At 61.1% G+C, this 16,324-nt stretch carries 14 protein-coding genes and 1 pseudogene; 11 read left to right on the top strand and 4 right to left on the bottom strand.

Annotation, left to right across the window (positions count from 1 at the left end; translation table 11 throughout):
- Positions 1-101: 101 nt before the first annotated feature.
- The 5 genes from CH276_RS29175 to CH276_RS00880 all read left to right on the top strand — a co-directional run bounded on the left by CH276_RS29175 (position 102) and on the right by CH276_RS00880 (position 7,952).
- A complete protein-coding gene (locus tag CH276_RS29175; protein ID WP_015586082.1) occupies positions 102-3,764 on the top strand; it encodes a LysM peptidoglycan-binding domain-containing protein in 3,663 nt (1,220 codons plus the stop codon).
- A gap of 115 nt (positions 3,765-3,879) precedes the next feature.
- Positions 3,880-4,503 (top strand): hypothetical protein, encoded by a 624-nt coding sequence (locus tag CH276_RS00895; RefSeq protein ID WP_015586083.1) that lies wholly within the window; start codon positions 3,880-3,882, stop codon positions 4,501-4,503.
- A 1,060-nt stretch (positions 4,504-5,563) separates the two neighbouring features.
- Positions 5,564-7,078: a hypothetical protein gene (locus CH276_RS28720; protein WP_015586085.1), complete on the top strand. Its 1,515-nt coding sequence runs from the start codon at positions 5,564-5,566 to the stop codon at positions 7,076-7,078.
- Positions 7,079-7,133: 55 nt separating this feature from the next.
- Positions 7,134-7,754: a hypothetical protein gene (locus tag CH276_RS00885; RefSeq protein ID WP_015586086.1), complete on the top strand. Its 621-nt coding sequence runs from the start codon at positions 7,134-7,136 to the stop codon at positions 7,752-7,754.
- A gap of 9 nt (positions 7,755-7,763) precedes the next feature.
- The gene (locus CH276_RS00880; protein WP_015586087.1) at positions 7,764-7,952 is read left to right on the top strand and encodes a hypothetical protein; all 189 of its coding nucleotides are present in this window, start codon (positions 7,764-7,766) and stop codon (positions 7,950-7,952) included.
- A 636-nt stretch (positions 7,953-8,588) separates the two neighbouring features.
- Here the strand turns inward: CH276_RS00880 and bcmE are convergent.
- Together bcmE and CH276_RS00870 are read right to left on the bottom strand one after the other, a co-directional pair.
- Entirely contained in the window at positions 8,589-9,857 is a 1,269-nt protein-coding gene (gene bcmE, locus CH276_RS00875; RefSeq protein WP_032364993.1) for a thiamine pyridinylase, read from the bottom strand.
- A 241-nt stretch (positions 9,858-10,098) separates the two neighbouring features.
- Positions 10,099-10,805 (bottom strand): annotated as a pseudogene (locus CH276_RS00870) (transposase); the annotation flags it as partial.
- Positions 10,806-10,915: 110 nt separating this feature from the next.
- Here CH276_RS00870 and CH276_RS00865 point away from each other — a divergent pair.
- Positions 10,916-12,544, top strand: a complete 1,629-nt coding sequence (locus tag CH276_RS00865; RefSeq protein WP_052049375.1) for a hypothetical protein — start codon at positions 10,916-10,918, stop codon at positions 12,542-12,544.
- A 34-nt stretch (positions 12,545-12,578) separates the two neighbouring features.
- Here the strand turns inward: CH276_RS00865 and CH276_RS00860 are convergent, their stop codons facing one another.
- Positions 12,579-12,878, bottom strand: coding sequence for a hypothetical protein (locus tag CH276_RS00860; protein ID WP_015586093.1), 300 nt, complete (start codon positions 12,876-12,878; stop codon positions 12,579-12,581).
- A gap of 64 nt (positions 12,879-12,942) precedes the next feature.
- Between CH276_RS00860 and CH276_RS00855 the strand changes: the two genes are divergently transcribed.
- From CH276_RS00855 to CH276_RS00845, 3 genes are all read left to right on the top strand, one after another.
- On the top strand, positions 12,943-13,485 hold the full coding sequence (locus CH276_RS00855; protein ID WP_015586094.1) for a hypothetical protein: 543 nt from the start codon (positions 12,943-12,945) through the stop codon (positions 13,483-13,485).
- 177 nt (positions 13,486-13,662) lie between these two features.
- Positions 13,663-13,950: a type II toxin-antitoxin system Phd/YefM family antitoxin gene (locus CH276_RS00850; protein ID WP_230591632.1), complete on the top strand. Its 288-nt coding sequence runs from the start codon at positions 13,663-13,665 to the stop codon at positions 13,948-13,950.
- A 26-nt stretch (positions 13,951-13,976) separates the two neighbouring features.
- Complete coding sequence (locus tag CH276_RS00845) at positions 13,977-14,225, top strand: type II toxin-antitoxin system RelE family toxin (RefSeq protein WP_371828030.1); 249 nt, start codon at positions 13,977-13,979, stop codon at positions 14,223-14,225.
- 21 nt (positions 14,226-14,246) lie between these two features.
- Here CH276_RS00845 and CH276_RS00840 read toward each other — a convergent pair whose 3' ends face one another.
- Positions 14,247-14,867 carry a hypothetical protein gene (locus CH276_RS00840; protein WP_032364994.1) on the bottom strand — a complete coding sequence of 207 codons (621 nt, stop codon included), beginning with the start codon at positions 14,865-14,867 and terminating at the stop codon, positions 14,247-14,249.
- 313 nt (positions 14,868-15,180) lie between these two features.
- Between CH276_RS00840 and CH276_RS00835 the strand changes: the two genes are divergently transcribed.
- A complete protein-coding gene (locus CH276_RS00835; protein WP_015586098.1) occupies positions 15,181-15,684 on the top strand; it encodes a hypothetical protein in 504 nt (167 codons plus the stop codon).
- Positions 15,681-16,310, top strand: a complete 630-nt coding sequence (locus tag CH276_RS00830) for an RES family NAD+ phosphorylase (protein ID WP_015586099.1) — start codon at positions 15,681-15,683, stop codon at positions 16,308-16,310. The genes CH276_RS00835 and CH276_RS00830 overlap by 4 nt, the downstream gene beginning before the upstream one ends.
- Positions 16,311-16,324 lie beyond the last annotated feature (14 nt).

Here is a 16,324-nt window from a genome sequence, read left to right as displayed (position 1 = left end):
GTCGCAGAACTCCACGAGAAGACGGAGGACGTGATTCGACAGCTCGCGGCGCAACGCTGCACGACCCCGGCCACCCTGCAGCCATCGGAAAGGACACCCGCATGACCACCATCCGACGGCGCTTGACTGGTTTGCTCTACCTGATCGTCCTACTCGTCCTCGTCGTCGGAATTCCGCTCGCACTGTGGACATTCCGCGGCAACCCAATACCGACGACGCTGCCCGATCTCGACCAGATCAAAACAGCTCTGACCACCCAAGACGACGGATCACTCTTCCTCGGATTCGTGACCTGGATCGGCTGGCTCGCCTGGGCCACCTTCACCTTCAGCACCGTCATCGAACTCGTCGCAGCACTACGCGGCATCAAAGCACCTCAACTCCGAGGCCTCGGCTTCCAGCAGCGAAGCGCCTCCGTTCTCATAGGCGGAGCGCTCATGCTGGTAACAGCGGGCACCGCCACAGCCCAACCCCTCACCGCCACAGCACTACCGCTCTTCGACGCCCCTGCCCACTCGGCACCGATCCAAGTAACGCAACAAAGCCAACCGCATCCAGCAGAAGCCCCCGCCCGCCCCATCAACGGGGAAACCATCACGGTGCAGCAGGGCGACAGCCTATGGAAACTCGCAGAACGCCACCTTGGCGATGGCTTTCGATACACCGAGATCAAGCAACTCAACGCCGACGTCCTGACCGTCGACGGATGGCTGCAACCAGGATGGAAACTTCAGCTCCCCGCCGCCGCACCCACAACCGTCGACGGGGCCTACACAGTTCGAGAAGGCGACAGTCTCTGGAGCATCGCCGAGCAACATCTGGGTGACGGACACCGCTACAAAGAAATCATCAACGCCGACGGAACTGCACCGTCGACAATCATCCACGTCGGCCAGCAGCTCACCGTCAACGATCAAACCGCCGAGACCGTCACGCCCGAACCGGGTCCGGTTGCTTCCCCCGACCCGGCCCCGGTTGCTGCCGCTCCTGTACCTGCTGCTGTGCCCGAACCGACCGTCGCTCCTGAACCGGCCCCGGTCGCTGCCGCTCCCGAACCGGCTCCGGCTGCCGCTCCTGAACCGGCCCCCGCAGCAGCGCCTGAACTGTCCTCCGCTGCACCTCTCCTGGGTGGCACCGACGTTCCGGAACAAGCGGAGATGGTTCCGGGCGGTGACGAACAGGCTCAGGCAGAAGCGCAGGCCGCTGCCGCCGCCGCTGCGAAGATTTTCGGCATCGAACTCAACAGCGCTTCGTCACAGCTACCTGCTCCGACAGCGGCGGCTCCTGAGCCAGCGCCTGCTCCAGCAGCCCCTGAGCAGGCAGAGGCCCCCGCCCCGTCGGCGGTTCCTGAGCCAGCGCCTGCTCCGGTGGCCGCCCCTGAGCCAGCAGAGGCTCCCGCCCCGGTGGCAGCTTCCGAACCTGCTGCTGAGTCCGCGGGCGCAGATGTTGTGGCACCCGGGCCGGCACCCGCTCAAATGCCTGCTCCAGCGCAGACGTCGTCACCCAGTCCTGCTGCAGCTCCCGCCCCGACTCAGCCAGCCACCCAGATCCCACTGAATACATCGACGACAGACCCGGTATATATCGCCGCCACTGCGCAGCCAAGCGATGTCTCCGAGGATCAGAACAGCACATTGTGGCTCGGTATCTCAGCCCTAGCGGCCATCGGACTGGCTGGGGCCTTCGGGCTGCGCCGGCACCGTCAACAGCACGATCGCCGCAGAGGCGAGACCCTCCCTCAAACCTGGGGCGCTGCAGCAGTTGTGGAAGAACAGATTCATTCTGCAGCGGACAACAACGTCCTCACGCGGCTCGACGAAGCACTGAGGACTATCGCCGAACACGCTCGGACACAGGGCAACGCACTGCCGGCATTACTCGGCGCATTCATCGGTCCCGATGCGGTGGAGCTAGTAATCCTTGATGACTCCGTACTGCCGGACCAGTGGCTCAGATCAGAGACCGGCACCTGGACCCTCCCCGCCGACGTCCGGATCGCCCCAGCACCCACCACAATCAGCCCGTACCCCACGCTCGTGACACTCGGTTCCACAGACGACCGAACCCAAGTTCTTCTCAACCTGGAAGAACTCGGCTACCTCGGCGTCTCAGCTTCACCAGAGCACGCCCGCGGCACTCTCCAGGCCCTGGCCCTCGAACTCGTCGAATCCCCGCTCGCCGACAATCTGCACCTGACGCTGATCGGTTTCGGACAGGAGCTCCCCGAACTGTTCGGCAACGGTCGAATCGAGCACACCGACCAACCAGGCGAAGTGCTGGCCAGACTCGCCCGACAAGCCGAACGTGACCAAGACACCCTCGTCGAACAACACATCGACAGCATTGCAGCGGCCCGTTCGATCTACGACACAAGCGAAATGACCGCCCCCGAAGTAGTTCTCATCGCGAGTCAGTTGACGGCCGACCAACAGCAATCACTCGATCAGATCCTGGCCGCCACACCGCGCGTGGCGTTCGCTGCCGCCAGCACCGCCAGCACCGCCAGCGAGAACACCCAGGCCGCGTGGACACTCGACATCGTCGACCGCAACACCGCAAGCCTTGTCAAACGAGACACCGACGGCGGCTTCGCATTCCAGCCAGCATTTCTCGAGCCGGACCAATATGAAGGCATTACCGCCTACCTCGCGACCGCCACACAGCCAGCTATCCCCACAGAGTCGTCCATGCACGACCCCTGGGCTGCAGCCGAAATCGACGCACACCTCACCGACGCCGAAAGCGCTGAGACCTTCCTCGACTCCGTCACCACGATCGACCCCACCGACCAGCTGCTGCTGAACGGAACTACCGCATCGGAGACCGCCCCCGACGTCACAAACGTTCCGACCTACAGCCCGGACGCCGCGCAGTGGACATCCCCAGAAGCGATCAGGTACGACGACCAGGCCCCACCCATCGCTCCTGTCGCTGGTGACGTACCGGCCCCGGGACATCTCTGGCTCCATCTTCTCGGGAAACCAGCAGTCACCACCCCGACCGGGGAGCCACCCAAGGACGGCCGTGAAGTACTCCTAACCGAGATCGCCGCTCTTCTCTCCATCCACCCGGGAATCAAACACGACTCCATCGACAAAAAGATCTGGCCTGCAGACAATTTCGACAAACTCCCTCTGGAGGATCAGCCGAAAAAGAAGGCGACACGACGCCAGAACTACCTCTCGAGACTGCGAAATTGGTTGGGAGAGACAGAGAACGGTGAGCAGGCATTTCCGAAGCACGGCGACCGCACCGGCCGCACCGGCTACCGACTGCACCCCGATGTCCGATCGGACTGGGACTACTGGCAACAACTGATCGACACCACTCCGGCCGCCGCCACCGATGCGGAATTGCGGACGGCTGCAGAACTGGTAAACGATCAACCATTCGCCGGGACACGGTCAGACCGTTACGGGTGGGCACGAAACCTACAGCAGCACATGATCTCGACCCTCGCGGATGCCCTCGAAGAGCTCGCCACCAGACAAATAAAGACCGGAGATCTTTCCGCCGCGCTCACCACCGCAAACCGCGGCGTCACCGTCGAACCGTTCCGAGAAGGTCTCTGGAGACTGGCGATCATCGCTACCCACGGGAGCGACGAGATCAGCAAGACCCAGGAGCTGATCGACCAACTGCTCGCGAACCTCGCCGACATCGATGTCGACCCAGAACCCGAAACCGACGAACTCTTGCGCGCCCTCGCGCAATTCCACAATGGCGGCAACGCCCTCTACCGGATCGGAGCAATAGCCAGTTGATAGCAGTCGCGTCAATCGAGGTGTCTGAAGTGTCCGGTAAGCACGTTACGGTCCAAACAGCCGCACCATTATCGTTATCGCAGTACAACGCACAGAACAACGTAGGGGGTCCACGATGATCAGCACACGACGTCGCACAGGCGCGGCAATCCTCGCAGTAGCAGCCGCTGCAAGCATCAGCGTCGCATGCGGGAGCGGTGACATTGAGGCGACCCCCGTAACGACCACCACGCAGCCGGTCCTCACGGGACCAGAGGGCGTCGAAAAGTCCCCGGAACAACAGGCGACCGAGCAGGCAACAGCAAAGGTGAATGAGTTCTTCGCCGTTCTCGCGAAGGTCGAGAGCGATCCTGCTGTAGACATCAACATGCTGGACTCTGTTGCGAGTGGAAAGATCCTCGATCAGTTGAAGGCAAACGTGAACCTGCGCCGATCTCAAGGAATTGTCTCCACGGGTGCTGCGACTGTCGCAGATGCATTCGTGACGGAACTGCAGGCACCAAAGGATGCTGACGGGAACCCAATTAAGGAAGAAGCGTCGGCAACATTGCGAGTCTGCATCGACAGCTCGAACTATGACCAGATCCGTCCGGACGGCACGAGTGTGCTCCCTCCTGACCGAGTCCGGCGGGAGCTGGGCAAGCCGACTCTGGAGAACGTGGCGTGGCCAGATTCATCAGGCTGGCGCATTGTTTCCGATGCAGTGACTTCTTCGGGTACCCCATGCGACGCACCATGATCGACGGTTTGGCAAGTAGGCAACTGGAATCCATAAGGGCGGTGGGTCATGCGTAAGCCGCTTGGGGTTATCGCATCAGTGCTTCTAGTTGGAGTGTTCAACGCGAACCCAGTATTTGCGCAGCCGGGGATCGGCACCGGAACTGGCGGTGCCTTCGGCGGAGGCTTGGGTGGTTCGACAGTTGTGGTCGAAGGTACGTACACGAGTGTGCCGTCAGGGGGTGGAACGACTGGATCCGCGCCAGCTGCTGTGGGCGGGGGAGGTGGTGGGAGCGCCGCGCCGTCCGGACCGCCGCTCGAGTTCGTTCCGTCGACTGACGCCGCCAATATGACGCTTGTTCGAAATGCTGATAGTGGTGCCCCGATGGCAGTGAACGTCGTTAATGATGACGGCACAACATGGTCCTGCGAAGCGGCCGGTCCGTGTGTTCAAATTCCGGACGTTGGGGTGCCGGCTACGCCTCCGGTGGTCGACGTTATGACCGTTGTCGGCCAAGCGGTTACGGCAATGCAGTTGGATCCGCCCGGAATAGGCATCACCCCGAACCCCGCAAACACAGGTGCTGTCGGCCTGGTTGGTCTACCCGGCTGGTTCTGGGTCGCTGACCCACGGGAATCGACAGTCGGCCCCGTGACCAGAACTGCAGCAGGACCGGGTGTCATAGTTTCTGCTACAGGGGTCAATACGTCCGTGGTCGTCAATTGGGGGGACGGATCCGTGCCGTCGGTGTGCCCAGGTGCGTTACTGCCCTTCACGCCGTATACCGATGTTGCACAAGGGCTTCCAAGTCCGACGTGCGGCAATATCGTTTATCACAAGACGTCCACTACCGAGCCCGGTGGGACATTCAAGGTCTCCGCGACATCGAATTGGCTCGTCACGTGGACAGCGACGACACCCAACGGGACGGTCGGTGGAGTCATACCCACGCCGCTGACTTCGCGTACTGAAGTTCGGATTGGTGAACTGCAGGTCCTGGTCACAAATTAGAGCCGTGCGCCCCCGCTCCTCGGGTGCGAAATTGAGTCACTCCAGGCTTACCGGTTTGTAGGCTGGTGGAATGCCTGAACGGTTGACTGTCAACGTCACGATGCCACCGGAATTGGCTGGGGGGCAAGTGCAGGCCTACCTGGAAGAGTTGGGGTTCGAGGTCGCCCACACGTCCGCGCCCGATGTGTGGGCGTTAACCGAGCCGGCTGCCAGCATGGACTGTGTCGATTTTATGACCGTTCGCACCCTGTCGGGTTCGGAAGCGGACGTCGATGACGAGCTCGTCGACCTCCCGCAAGACCCTTACGTCTCCAGGCTGGACCATGGGCGAGTCGTTGAGGAGCGCCTTCGCGCGATCAGACAGATGAGCGCGGGTGCGGTGGGATCGTTCCTGTACGGACTCCAGCTACCTGTCATCACCGCCAGCGATCGAGCCTTGTCCGCGGCAGTACAGGACGCGAGTAGGGAGTTGGCCGGAACTTCGGACGACGATGACGAGCATCCGTTCGACCGGCATGCTGTCCACGTTGTTCGCTATGGCAACGCCACGCACCGTCGGATCAGGTTTCCTGGTTTCGTGTTACGTCTGAATCAGGACCCCGAACTTCTCGACGACATACGACGCGGGCCGATCGACGTCGATGAGACCATTTTCGCGTCGGGATCGTCGATCCTGAGCAGTGTCTTGATTCCCGCGAGCCATCTCGGTCCGTTGTTGGCCGCACGGTCTCCATGGGTATGGGCGTTTCAAGCGAACAGGGTGTCGGGTGCGGTGATTTTCACTCTCGGCACAGATATTGTCGGGAGGTCTCCTGTTCCGTACGAAGCGCATCAGGTACTTCCCCGATCACCAGTGGGTCGCCTTCCCCAGCGGCAGGAGCCGCCGGCACCGGAGGCGTGGGGTGCGGCCGTCGCTTGGTGGGTTGCTCAGATGAACTCTGTTCTCGGGCATCTCCTGAACCCATGCCTGTTCGCAGATGCTGACGGTGACTACCTCCCCTATGCGCAGCAGAACCGGTTGATGGAATTTGCGGATCTTCTGCAACGAGTTACCTCGACGCTGCTATCGCTGCACGACGACTACGCAGCCGGAGTTCTGATGTGGTCAGCAATGGACCTGATCGAGGCGACCTGGCTTTCATGGGATCTCACGGCACTGTGCAAGCCCTCGGTTGCGGCGAAAGCGCTGCAGCAAGTTCGAGAACGTATGCCTGCTGATGTTCAGTCCGTCCTGCTTCCGTACGCGGCTTTTGGTGTGGAAGCGTTGACCGAAGTGGGGGACGGGTTCTTCATCAAGAATTACCGTAGGTCGGAGAAGGTAATTCTGAAGCTGCCCGGTGGAGCGGACAAATCCCTGTCACTCGATGACGCAGTGAGTCAGTTCATGCGTTTGCGCAGGAACACTACACACGGGTTCGACAAACCTGATCCCGTCCGTGACCGACTTTTCGCGCAACACAACGGCCGGCTGCCGGCGACACTGATGTACCTGCCGCTGCTGTACTTGATGTACATCATGTCCGATCCTGATGACCTGAGACGTCGTCTGCTCCGTCGATCCGCTCGAAGACGCAGGACGCAGTGAGAGGTGTTCACACACGTTGCCGGTGGTGTGCTGAGACAATATTGCGGTGAGTGTCATGGTGCGCCGGCTGATGGGTGCGGTGTGGCCGACGAGGTTCGGCGCAGCCGAAATTGATGTCGAAAAGGGGGCGCTAGCAGTGGAATCGAACGACCGGGGTGGGCGCGAAAATGCTTCACCGGACTCCGCTGCTGGCGAAGAGATGGCGTCCGAGCTCAACCCGGTGAGTGTCGAGCTGAATCCGGCGGCAATCGAGATGGTGCACGCGAGCATCGAACGGACGCTGGATTCTCAGGAACGCCGAGTGACGAGCATCGATCAGCGCGGGGGTGTGCTGCTGGGATTCGCGGGCATTCTGGTGGGGATCGTGTTGCGCAATCCCGCGGGGATCGGTGTGTGGGAGGTTGCGGGTGCTGCCCTGGCCGGTGCGGCGGCAATCATGGCGGCATTCGTGATTGCACCCAATACCGCGTCGGGGCTCAATCCGGAAGTGGTGTTGGAGGAGTATTCGACAGTCGATGAGACGACGGGCCGGTTCGAGATCGCGTCGACACTGGTGTCGATTTATCAGGTGACAGAGATGCGGCTTCGGAGCAAGCTGATGCGGTTGCGGATCACGACGGGTCTGTTGGCTGGATCTGTGCTGGTGTTGCTCGTGACGGCTATCATTCGGATGTAGGAGGACATCATGGCTACGGTGAACGAGCAGCAGAAACCTGATCGACCGGTGGGCTCGGCGAGCCCGGCGACGGCGTCGCGGCGTCGCAAGGTGGCCTTGCGTCCCAATCCTCGGCTGGTGGGCAACTACGAGGGCAGTTCCCGCACGATCGACGAAGTGCGACGCCAGATAGAGAAGCAGCAGGGGGCGTCGGCGTGACGGCCTCGAAAGATCAGAATCCGCCGGCGGGGTCGTCGGCTCCACGTGCCAGCGCGCGCCCTGTGGTGGTGGTCCCGACATCGGCTGCGGGTGATCGCACCATTGTTCGGGCAGCACCCAACGAGAGAGCTATCCGCAGCATCACTGCGGGGGCTGCACCTCAAAATGTGCGGTCCGCTGTCCGCCGCGAGCACTAATTTCGCGCGCACGCCTTTGCGCTGTGTCGTAGATGATCCAAAATTGGGCTAGCAGACGGTGCCAAACGTGTTCGTCCAGGTCGCCGATCTGCAGCGTCGACTGTGTCTGCTCCCGATCACGCTTGGCCGTTACCTGGGCAGCTGTGGTGATCGATGCAGCAGCGGGGGAGGGCTTACGATGCGGCCACCGACCCGCGTCGAGTGCTCGATGTAGTAGTCGAGCATCGGGTGAAACTCGGCAGGGTAATCCCTTAGCCAAAAGCTTGCACGGTGTTCGACGAATTTCGACGCAAACCCCGCGACACTCAGACAGCGGTGGTGTGGGCAACCGGACCGCATGTATGGATCTCATAGCGATACTCCATTGCCGCGTGTCCGAACGGCGAGGACCAAACGTGGCACAACCAGCCATTGCTTACGACTTTGCGACGGACTCCTGTCACGGGCGGCGAAGTAGCCCTGCAGGTGTGGAAGCGTACGCGGGGTCGTTGAACACGGCGCTGTCTTCGCCGACATGCTCCGCAACGCCAGCGGGGGGTGGCCCGAGGATTTCAGTTTTGATGCAGCCTTTGGTCGAGTCGAGCCAGGTACGGGAATCGGCCCCAAGTCGAAATGGATGGGCCATGTCGTTGGAAATGATGTTGCGCATGATGTTGTACACCGCCGAATTGGGTTGCCGGGCCAGGAGCTGATTCATCAGCGATTGCCGGGTGGGCACCAGGTATTGCGGTTTCTTTCCTGTTGGGGACATGCACTCGAGCATCACGTTGGTCGATGCAATCAACTTCACGAGCTGGATAGCCGTTGCTCGCTTTTCCTGGGCGATGGCCACATTGACGGAAAGTGCGTCGGTATAAAGCGGTATCCCCACTTTTTCGATAGGTTCGGAGCTCAGCGGCATGACTGAATAGGTCGAGGCGTCGACGTTGTCGATGAAGTGGAAGATTTCGGTCAAGCCTACGAAGGCTCGACCGATCCGCTGGTTCCATTTCGTGATTCGGTCGTAGCCCGAGTCGGGATATGTCGCCTGGGCGTACCCGGCGATGTTTCGCAGCACCTGCATGTCGGCGAGGCCTTGCTGATCGAGTCCTGGACAGGGGGGAAGGGCGGGAGTGAGCGGAAACTGGCCCGACTCCTCCATGACGGCCTGCTCGTACATGCACGCGACGGTCGTTCCCCCAGTAAAATCCAACAGCATGCCTTGACCCTGCGCGGGCCAGACTGCTTTCGGATCCCCGTCGCCGAGGATTTTGTGTAATTCTTCGACAGTCATCCCCGGCGCACCCAGTGCTGCGTCAGTGAGACGGCGAATCAAAATTTGCATGCACCCTAAATACGGTATTCCTTGATACTCCGAGGATTCCGTTTTCAGCGATGCGAGAGACCACGGGTAAAAGTCTGCGGTGCCGTCGATATCGAACTCGACACAGAACTGACGCATGTGATCAGCGAAGATGCAGTCGTAGGCAAAAACGTCCACAGTGGACGGCGGATCGCCTTTGTAACAGTCGTAGGTGTAGACGAAATTGAGAGCGACATCCGGTTGGACGCTGTGCCACGCGGCTCTGATGGTGGACTCGAACCATTTCGGTTCGGGCGTGTACGGGTACAAGGCGACGTTCAACGTGGATGCGTCGCTGGCTGGAGGTGGCTGGTTGGTGGGGCCGGAATCCTTGTTCAAACTGCGTCCGAACTCGGTACTGGTCACTGCACACTTCCCGTCATCACACTGTCTGCAGGGGAACGGCGATTGCCTCATACAGTCGCATGATTTTCCGAAAGTGGCAAGGATCACATTTACTTACCCTCGATCCACGGACTGAGGTGACCCACTGTGGTCGATGACCGAATTGTGGGGTCGGGACTGGTTGGGCGTGTTTCGTCCGCTGGTCTACCCAGCATTTCCACGATTGTCGTTGCTCGGGCCGAGTCGGCGGGTCGGGTGAGGATCAGGCGGGTGTGGGTGGGCTGATGCCAATGATGTTGCGCCATAATTGAAGCCACGCATCGAGCCACGGCCAGTGTCGCGGCAGGTGCAGTGTGGGTGTGCGTTGTGGCCGCACGAAACGCGCGGCAATGTTGACGATTTGCGCCGTAGCGTTATTCCGCGAGCTTTCGCGTGACGCCCGCCGGAGACGGTTCCGGCGGCGCGCAGCAGGTTGTGGGCGATCGCTGCGCACTGCACCCAGGCAGAGCTCGCGCCAAACGATCCTGACGGCATGTGCGCGAGCGGTCCGTCGATCAGATCCGAGAACACAGTCTCGATGACCGCGTGTGCACGGTGGACGACATCTGCGGTCGTCGTCGGCAGGGTGCTGTTGGTAAAAAACGGGTGATACCGCCACACCGGAAACAATGCATCGCGGTAGCGGGCGTCTTTGACCCGCCGCACGATCAACCGTGCAGAAACAGGATACGCGGTGGAAGAGAAAGCGGTGAACGATGTTTCGGCGACCTCGGCGTCGGAGATCCAGCCGTCGGTGTCGGGGTCGCGGACCGCTCCCGGGTAGCGCACGGGCGTCCACGCGGTGTCAGGGATGGAGGCGATCGCTCGTTGGACGATTCGGTTCTTGATCAGTACGAACGAGAACTTGATGCAGGCGCGTACGACGCGGCTGTTGCCGTAGGCGGAGTCGCCGCGGACCATGATTTTCCCGCTGGCGAGACTGGATGTCGCAGCTCAGCCCTAGTCATCCGGGCGAGCACGGGTGGCCCATTCTAAGTCGACTCTCAGCCCGGTCGCCTGCCCTCCGTACGATCAAGGGGGTGCTGACCGATCCACTGCCGAATTCCGGCTCACTTGAGCGCTATGAGGCTTTGCCCACGATTCTCCAGCTGAGGAGCTACCTCTCGGAGATCCAGGCGGAGCCGACCGAGTGGATCTCGGTTCTACGGAATCGAGGGAGCGGAATCAAGTACAGCTCGCTTCAACCTCTTCTGGTGGCGACATCGGACCAGCGCAAATTCCTCGCCACTACCGATTGGTCCATCAACGACCTCGGCGAGCCCAGTTACAGCTCTGATCGCCTCCCGGCCTTCCGCGACGGCTTGACCTCCAACCCTGATGGCTACGACCTTCATCTGTTCGTCAACGTGTCCTGGGTGCCATCGGCAACCACAGAACCCGTTATCGAATTCACGCCGTCGTTCGTATGGTGGTTGGGCCTGATCACGCGATCGAACGAGACAATGTATCGAACTAATCACGCGGGCCGCGATGAGGAGGTCGTCGAGATCGTCAGACCGAATCCTGGTGAATACGAGGTTCGAGTCAATGCACGGCACCTCCGAAAGTATCTCGCGGCCCGGAGCATGAGCCTGGTGATCCAGCACGCCCATTCTCGGGCTGACGACAGCGTGCATGAAGCTCGGATCGACCTTGAGATTCGCACCAAAGACGCAGCGTTCGCCTACACGGCGTGGGACGCGTATCGGGGGCCTGGTTTCGTAGCGCAGTTGGTTGGGAAACAGGCAGTTTTGCCGTTCGCGTCCGCTGGCGAGCACCCCGACGATCTGCAAAGGCCTGAGCGGTTTCAATCGTTCATCGTTGACATCGACCCCTCGACCGGCGACGAGGTTCGTTTGAGTTGCGAGCGCGATGAAGCGAACTACCTCACCCCAGTCTTCTTCGACACGGATGTTCTGACCCGATACCGCGACAACCCAGACCGCTACACGGTGCTGCGGACCGATGTCTCGTGCCACGGTCGGTGGGCCATCGATGTCGACATCAACGGTGCCAACCTCGTCCAGGTGTGGCTGGGACACCTCATCCGGCTACCCGAGACCGAGCGAGAGCACTGGCTCACACACAACGTCCCGCCGAACGGTGGAATAACCATCACACGTAGCGTGCGGGACCTAGCGGGCCAGTGGGTAGAGGACGAACGCCCTGACCCTGCTCGGCTGAGACGAGCTAAGGCAGAACTCATCGAGGCGTTCACTGGCTACTTCGGTGAGTCGTTGTACAAGCAACTCGGCCCGGCTGACCTCCGTGCGTTCGATGCCTTGGCATTGTGTACCAATCCAACCGAAGGCCAAAGCGACAACGGTGTCATGGTTCTGTCGAAAGGGATCGTGGATGCACTCGATGTCAAGACTCTTCGAGAGTCCTCGGGCGCGGACACGAATAGTCCTTCGCTTGCCTGCCTACAGCTACTCGTCGAGAACTTGGGTGCCGACCCGAATGGTCTCGTCGGACCCCTACGCCAGCTTCAGGGAATCCGATCGGCAGGCTCGGCCCACATGAAGGGCACGAAATTTACGACTGCGCTGTCGGCCGCAGGACTGAATTCTCTTCAGCCGGACAAACAATTCGAGACAATCGTAGATCGGGTTACGATGGCTCTGCAGGGCTTGTCCGAGCTGTTCCGAAGGACGCCCCCGCAAGTGTGATGGTGCCGGTCATTTTGTTCCAGTCTCGCTCTGATCATGGGTTCGCATTGATCTCACCCCACGCGTCTAACGCGTGTTGGTAGGTCGCCACAGCACCCGATTCAGTCGGAGCATCGCAGAGCGCGATCGCAGCCCTGGCAAGCGACGCGAGCGCAAGATCTCCCAGATCCAAGATCGCGTCGTCGCCATGACTGAGCAGAGTAAGCATCGTGGTAGCCATCATCTTCGGATGTTCCAGGACTTCAGCGGGCTGAGGCTGGCCCAACTCGATCAAGGCCAGCGCTTCGAGAAACATCGGTACAGCGAACGCCACCCTCGGATTGATTGCGCTCATAGCGTGAAGGTTAGCAATCGGCCGAATACCGGATGTTCTGGAGAATCTCTGAGACGGTGGAGGTATGACATCGAAACGTACCTCCGCCGGCGACAAACGCGCCCGCAAGGTCCAGCAACGTCGAAAGCGACTTGCACAGCAAGGGGTCTCACGTGAGCAGCACGCTGCGCTGGTGCTCGAGCGCAGCGGTGATCCCTCGTTCGTGCAACGGCGCACCAACGCCGACGGTGGGCGCACTCTGTCGTGGAGCAAGGACATGGTGGGTGGTGCGGAGCTCAACGACTCTCTCGAAGAGCAGCGACAGGCGTTTCGGGACAAGTTCGGCCGAGATCTCGGGCCGAACGATCCATTGTTCTTCGACCCAGCTGCTGACACGCCGCAGGAGATCAGTGAGGAGAACTTGTTGGCGGACGTGGACTCCCTGATCGACAAGGCCCGCGAAGCAGGGGAGAACCCCGCCTACTTCCAAGCATGGCGCGACACCGGGTTCTTGCTCACCGAACACAACATGCATCTGTTCTCCGCGTCGGATATCGACGAATGGAACGCGGCGCTCGAACGGCATTGGGACGAAGCGGCATTCGGGCCGTTCGACGATGCATCTTAGGACCTACGGCATGTTCGGGCGGCTGCAGCGAGTCCGAGAGCGGTGGTGAAATTCCCACGCCGCTGACCGCGCGCACTGAAGTCGGATGGGCGAACTTCGGGTTTTGGTCACCAGTTAGTGCTGTGTCGCGTCGAACGGCAATTGCACCCTCGCACTATTTGCGCTCTAATTATGTACATGACTACTTTGCCGGTCGCGGATGCGCGTGCGCGTCTGTCCAAGATTGTGGACGATGCAGAACAAACCCACGCCCGGTATGAGATCACCCGTAATGGGCACCGGGCTGCTGTGTTGCTCGCTGCCGACGATTTCGATGCGCTGCAGGAGACCATTGCAGTGCTATCGGATCAGGAACTGCTGACATCTCATCTTCGGGGCGTGGCGGAGCTGCCTGAGGGTGACAGTCTCGATGCGAAGGAGTTGGCCGAGGTCATGCGGGTCGCTGGCCGGTCTACCCGCGCGTGAGTGAGCCTGAAGCGCCGTATCGGCTTGTGATTGCTCGATCAGCGTCTCGCGCTATCAGTCACACTCTTCCCGAGAAGGTCGCCGCTGCGGTGTACGAGTTCATCACCGGAGCATTGCTGGAGAATCCGCAGCGGGTCGGGAAGCCCCTGGCCCCGCCGCTTTCGCCCGCCTACAGCGCCCGCAGAGGCACCTACCGGGTTCTCTATCTGATCGACGCCGGGCAGCGCATCGTGCAGGTCACCGCGATCTCACACCGGTCAGATGCCTACCGCTGAGAAGATTGCGTAGCTACCGGATTATGTTGCGGAGATCAAGCCTCGTAGGCGTAAGGCTTCCACCAATGGTGGGTGGGTCGCGGTCTCCATCCAACCAGATTTTCGGTCCGCCTTGCTGCCGAGTGAGTCGGATACTGCGCTTCGCAGAATTCGGAGGGCATCTTCGATCGCCTCGCGATCGGCGTGATCGCGATCGAACCAACTCATGTCCGCGCCGATGACTCGTTCGTACTGCACCAGGGCACCATCCTTGTTCACTCCCGCTGTCTCCATCAGATCTAGTGAACCGATCGAGAAGACCAGAGCCCGAGTGATCGTTGTCGGCATTCCGCGCCGGTTTGCTTGGTAGACGGTCGGATCGACAATCCGGCCCATTGCCGGAATCCACAACACTAGGTGTCCTGTCCACCATGTGTCCGACTCCCATTTCGGTGTGCGGCTTCCCAGCTCCACCCACTGCTCGTCCGACCACGCCACCTGCCCGTACACGACCAACGGCTCAGCCTCGATCCCGTAGTCACGCAATGCCGGAATCAGGCAACGCACCGCAGCAATGCAGGTGCCGGAAAAACCGCCCTCGGTGTAGGCCTGCCAAATCTGGCAATGCCGGTCGATGATCTGCACTTCTGCCGGTGCAGTCACGCCAGGATTCGCAGGGGGACGGATCCCCGCTACCGGTGGTGTGACGTACCCGGCCCGCTGCGCCCATTCTGGCAATGCAGCGGCTCCCGGACCGCTACGCGATCGCCCTGACCCCTTGCCTGCACCCTTGCGTTTCTTGCTCACCGGTGACATTTAGACGCTCCCAACCCACCTCGACTCTCTGCCCCGTCGCAGGAGTTTCGCGTCCCGACCGTACCGGCCAGGTACGACACTTCCCGCACGCTAACGATCACATCCCTGTATTCAGGTTGACATGGTTGACATGACGCGAACAGCCGGGGATGATCAGGGTATGTCCACTGTCGAGAAGGATTTCGAGGTCATGGCGCACCGGCTGGTCGAGGCCAGTGGCGCGCCGGACGAGCGTGATCTGGCGTATGCAATAGCGGGCCTCGGCGGCATCGTCAACGGCCTCAAGGCGCGTCGCGCGTGGAGTGAGCACGTAGGGGAAATCTTGACCCCCAGTCAGGCCCTCGACGTTGCGGGTTGGACGCGTGCTGCCTTGAGCAAGGCTGTGAAAGAGAACCGCGTTCTTCGGTTGACCGGCAGCAACGGCAAATACGGCTACGCCGCCGCAGGCTTCACCGATGCCCAACCGGCGAAGCCGATTCTCGGCATCCAAGAGGTGCTGCGTGTGTGGGCGGGGCAGGACCCGCGTGGATGGTTGGCGGTCGCGTGGCTGACTACCGAACAGCCAGAGCTCGACGGCCGTACACCTCGGCAAGCACTTCTCGACGGGGACGTTCCTACGGCTGCTCGCGCTGCCCGGGCTGCGGTCAGTCGGCTTGCGGCGTGAGCGCTGAACGCGCCGTCGTTCATCTGTTCGAGCCCAAGCCCGTCGGTGAATTGGCGGAGCGATTTCCGTCGTGCGTCTACCCGGCTGGGGCCGAGCTGTTTCGATCGCATCAGGCCAGTCTGGGACCGTGGTGGTACTCATCGAATGGCGGCGGCAGGTTCGACCTCGAAGCCCCTGATGGGACTTGCTACCTGGCCGAAGACGAAGTGGTCACTCTCCTGGAGATTTTCGGTGGCCAACAGGTCGTGCCGAGATACGAGGTCGATGCGCGTGCAGCGTCGACGATCACGTTGGATGCTGATATCAGGCTCGCTGATCTGACTGCGAACACCGGTGTCGCGCTCGGAGTCACGGCAGAAATCTTTACTACCGCCGACTATCCGCTGACGCAGCGGTGGGCGGCCGCGTTACGGGAGGCCGGGTTCGAGGGTCTGCGGTACTGGGCCCGCCACGACCTCGAACATGCCCGGCGGTGCATTGCACTGTTCGGGCAAGCGGGGGTGGCAGGCGAGGAGCATCGTCATACCGTCCAGGCCACGGTCACCCTGTCTGAGCGAGCGGACCTGCTGGAGCGGTGGCGTGAAGAAACTGGTGTCGCGATCTTGGACGTACCAGATCTGTTGTAGCGATCGTGGTCAAC

It is taken from the genome of Rhodococcus sp. 06-470-2, assembly GCF_002258235.1.
Classification (GTDB): Bacteria; Actinomycetota; Actinomycetes; order Mycobacteriales; family Mycobacteriaceae; genus Rhodococcoides.
Note: the sequence above shows the minus strand (reverse complement) of the source record. Positions and strands in the feature narration are given on the sequence as shown.

Coding starts and splice junctions, on each gene's coding strand:
- CH276_RS00855 (WP_015586094.1), top strand. CDS start 12,943: ATGACATCGAAACGTACCTCCGCCGGCGACAAACGCGCCCGCAAGGTC.
- CH276_RS00835 (WP_015586098.1), top strand. CDS start 15,181: ATGTCCACTGTCGAGAAGGATTTCGAGGTCATGGCGCACCGGCTGGTC.
- CH276_RS00885 (WP_015586086.1), top strand. CDS start 7,134: ATGGTGCGCCGGCTGATGGGTGCGGTGTGGCCGACGAGGTTCGGCGCA.
- CH276_RS29175 (WP_015586082.1), top strand. CDS start 102: ATGACCACCATCCGACGGCGCTTGACTGGTTTGCTCTACCTGATCGTC.
- CH276_RS00860 (WP_015586093.1), bottom strand. CDS start 12,878: ATGAGCGCAATCAATCCGAGGGTGGCGTTCGCTGTACCGATGTTTCTC.
- CH276_RS00895 (WP_015586083.1), top strand. CDS start 3,880: ATGATCAGCACACGACGTCGCACAGGCGCGGCAATCCTCGCAGTAGCA.
- CH276_RS00850 (WP_230591632.1), top strand. CDS start 13,663: ATGACTACTTTGCCGGTCGCGGATGCGCGTGCGCGTCTGTCCAAGATT.
- CH276_RS28720 (WP_015586085.1), top strand. CDS start 5,564: ATGCCTGAACGGTTGACTGTCAACGTCACGATGCCACCGGAATTGGCT.
- CH276_RS00880 (WP_015586087.1), top strand. CDS start 7,764: ATGGCTACGGTGAACGAGCAGCAGAAACCTGATCGACCGGTGGGCTCG.